We start from the raw sequence: 3332 nt of genomic DNA on the forward strand, positions 1-3332 counted from the left end.
ATGAAAACTATAAAATATATTACAGCAATAGCTATTATGATAGCTTCATTTGGAGTTATTAAAGCTCAGAATTACAACCCTATTATTAACTACAACCTCAATGGAACTCCTACTAATGGAATAAAAATAAAAACCAATATTCCATTTACTAACTCACAGGGAATGCCTACCATTATTATTGAAGGATATAATTATTTTGATGGAAAACCAATTGGCTTATTGTTTAATTGGTACATATATGAAAATGGGTTTATAAATCACAGTATTTCTTCCTTTGGCGCTTATACCCCTGAAGTAAAACTATCCAATGAAAATGGTAAAGTGGTTATTTTCATTAACGACAGAAAATACTTTAACCGATTTTCAGTTCGTGGATTTGCAACAGGTATTTCGGAAACTGCTGCCTGGTTTTCGGGATGGTCGGTAGCTGATGAAGCCCTTTCCGGGACAAGTACAACTACCCTTCCCTATAAAAATGCGGTAGGAGAACTCAATTTTCCTTCCGGGGTTATCAAAAGCAATGGCAATATAGGTATCGGAACCATTAATCCACAAAATAAACTGGATGTTAACGGAACTGTACATGCTAAAGAAGTAAAAGTCGATATGGCCGGATGGGCAGACTTTGTATTCCAAAAAGACTATGAGCTTGCAGCTCTTGAGGAAGTAGAAAAACATATTCAGGAAAAAGGCCACCTTCCCAATATTCCCAGTGCAAAAGAAGTCATAGACAACGGCTTATCTCTTGGTGAAAGTCAGAAGCTTCTTCTTCAAAAAATTGAAGAACTGACTCTTTATGTGATTGAACAAAACAAAGAAATCAAACAGTTAAAAGAAAAACAAAAAAGCTAAAACTTTTTTTTAATACGTCAAGTTTTGGCGTCACCAGCGATGATCTTTGCTTTAGGATAAGAAGTCAGAGATTAGATCTTAGAAGTTAGACATCGAATGTCCGGCCTTATAACTTATTGCTTCTTTTCTAACCTCTGCAACTTCTCTAACCTTATAATTAAAGACCTTATAGCTGGTGAAACTTACAACCAATCAACAACACAAAAGCTGAAAAACAAAAACACACAAAATCGCAAAAAGTAATTATTAATCTTTAAAACCCAAATCGTCATGTTTAAATTCAAACATTTTTATACCATGGGAATTCTCATGGCAGGGACCCTCTCATCCCATGCCCAGATTATCCTAACCAATCCGGTAACAGAACAAAACAAGTCCGTTACCGATCCCTACAGCATCAGACTCCTGCCAGGGTTCAATGCCGCTTCGCCTGCCGTCAATAGCTTCAGGGCTTCTTTGGGAGCTTCCTCCAACCCCAACCCTACGCCTAATAATTATGCTCCAAATCCGACAGCTTCCATATCGGTGAATGAGAATTACATTTACTCGCGTACTTATTTGGCACCCCGCTCTTCCTCAGATCCTGCCGCCCCTCAGCAGCAGAGTATCTCCTATTTCGACGGACTCGGCAGACCCAAGCAGGAGCTTTCTATTAAATCCACTCCCAATGGTAAGGATTTAGTATCCGATATTCCGTATGACAACTTCGGCCGTCAGGTACAGTCCTGGCTTCCCGTTCCGATGAATTCTCTAAACGGAAATATCCAGGCCGGAGTTCAGACCGCTGCTGCCCGTCAATATAAAAAAGCTGACGGATCTGTAGATCCTTTGGCTTATGGGGAGAAAACACTCGAAAACTCTCCTCTGGACAGAGTTCTCGCTCAGGCTGCTCCGGGTTCTGACTGGGATGGTAAGAAAGTAACCTACGGTTATGAAGCCAATGCTGATAATGAAGTGAGAAAGTTTGTTACAACCACCAATTGGATCACCAGTAGTGGGATTTCCACCATGAGCAGCAGCCTAAAAGTCTCTTCTGAAAACACCACTTCTGTTTCAGGAGGCTATTACAAAGGCAATACCTTATACAAAAACACGGTGAAAGATGAAGACGGAAATACCACTACAGAATTTAAGAATGGACAGGGACAGACCTTATTGGTCCGTAAAACCGATGGCACTCTGAATCTGGATACGTATTATATCTATAATGAATACGATCAGTTAGCCTTTGTCATTCCCCCCTTAGCTGTGGAAGCTATTAAAGCCCTTACACCGGGAACAGTAATCCCTGCTGCTACACTGAACAGCCTTTGCTATCAATATCAATATGACAGCCAGAAAAGACTAATTGCTAAAAGACTTCCCGGAAAAGGAACACTTGGGGCTGAAGATGGCTGGGAATATATGGTCTATGACAAACAAGACCGATTGGTATTGACTCAGGATCCAAAGATGAAACCTTCTAATCAGTGGCTTTTTACCAAGTATGATAAACTGGGAAGGATTATTTATACCGGATTATCTGTGATTACCGGAGACAGGGCTTCCATACAATCAGTAGTAGATACTAAAGGAGTAAACAATGAAGCAAGAACCACGACACCGATTACTTTAAGCGGACTGCCCTTGTACTATACGAATAGTACAGCTTATCCTACCAGCTTTAACAAGCTTTTATCAGTGAACTATTATGATACTTATCCTGTAGGATCACCAGCTGTGACCAATGCTTTTGCTCAACCCATATTAAAAGATACACCAGAGAGTATTACAGCTAATGGATTAACCTCTGTACGTTCTACCAGTGGACTTCCTACAGCCTCTTTTGTGAACAATATTGAGAATGATGCATGGACAAAGAACTATACCTGGTATGATACCAAAGCAAGAGTCATTGGCAGCAGAAGCAATAATCATTTAGGTGGCTATACCATTGTTAACAACAAACTGGACTTCTCTGGAGCGGTACTCAGTACCAATACCTACCACAAAAGACTGGCAACAGACACTGAAAAACAGATGAAGGAAGTGTTTAGTTATGATCACCAGAACCGTCTGGTGAAGCATATCCATCAGGTAGATAGTAATCCGGTAGAAACGCTGACTGAAAATATATACAATGAACTGGGACAGCTGGAATACCAGAATATTGGAAATGGTATGCAGTCGGTAAAAAGCGAGTACAACATTCGTGGAGCCTTGGCTAAAGTGAATGATCCGAAGAACCTGATGAATAAGTTATTTGGATATGAGCTGAAGTATATTAATCCACAGAATACCACCAAAAAATACAATGGTAATATTGCGGAAATAGACTGGGCAACTCAGAATGATGGAACACTAAGAAGGTATAGTTATCAGTATGATGGCGTAAACCGTTTAAAAGAAGGAAATTACTGGGCAAACTCAGGATTAACGGCGGGTTCTTATGCGGAGAAGCTTACATATGATCTGAACGGGAATATTAAATCCCTTCAGAG

1 protein-coding gene and 1 pseudogene are annotated in these 3332 nt (G+C 40.1%); both read left to right on the top strand.

The window, feature by feature from the left end; genetic code table 11:
* Nucleotides 1–852, top strand: a pseudogene (locus C8J95_RS18535) (hypothetical protein); the annotation flags it as partial.
* Between the two features lie 270 nt (nt 853–1122).
* A partial coding sequence (locus C8J95_RS18540) for a DUF6443 domain-containing protein (protein ID WP_221407254.1) occupies nt 1123–3332 on the top strand: 2210 nt, incomplete at its 3' end.

The sequence above is a fragment of the Elizabethkingia sp. YR214 genome (assembly GCF_003058195.1).
Lineage (GTDB): Bacteria > Bacteroidota > Bacteroidia > Flavobacteriales > Weeksellaceae > Elizabethkingia.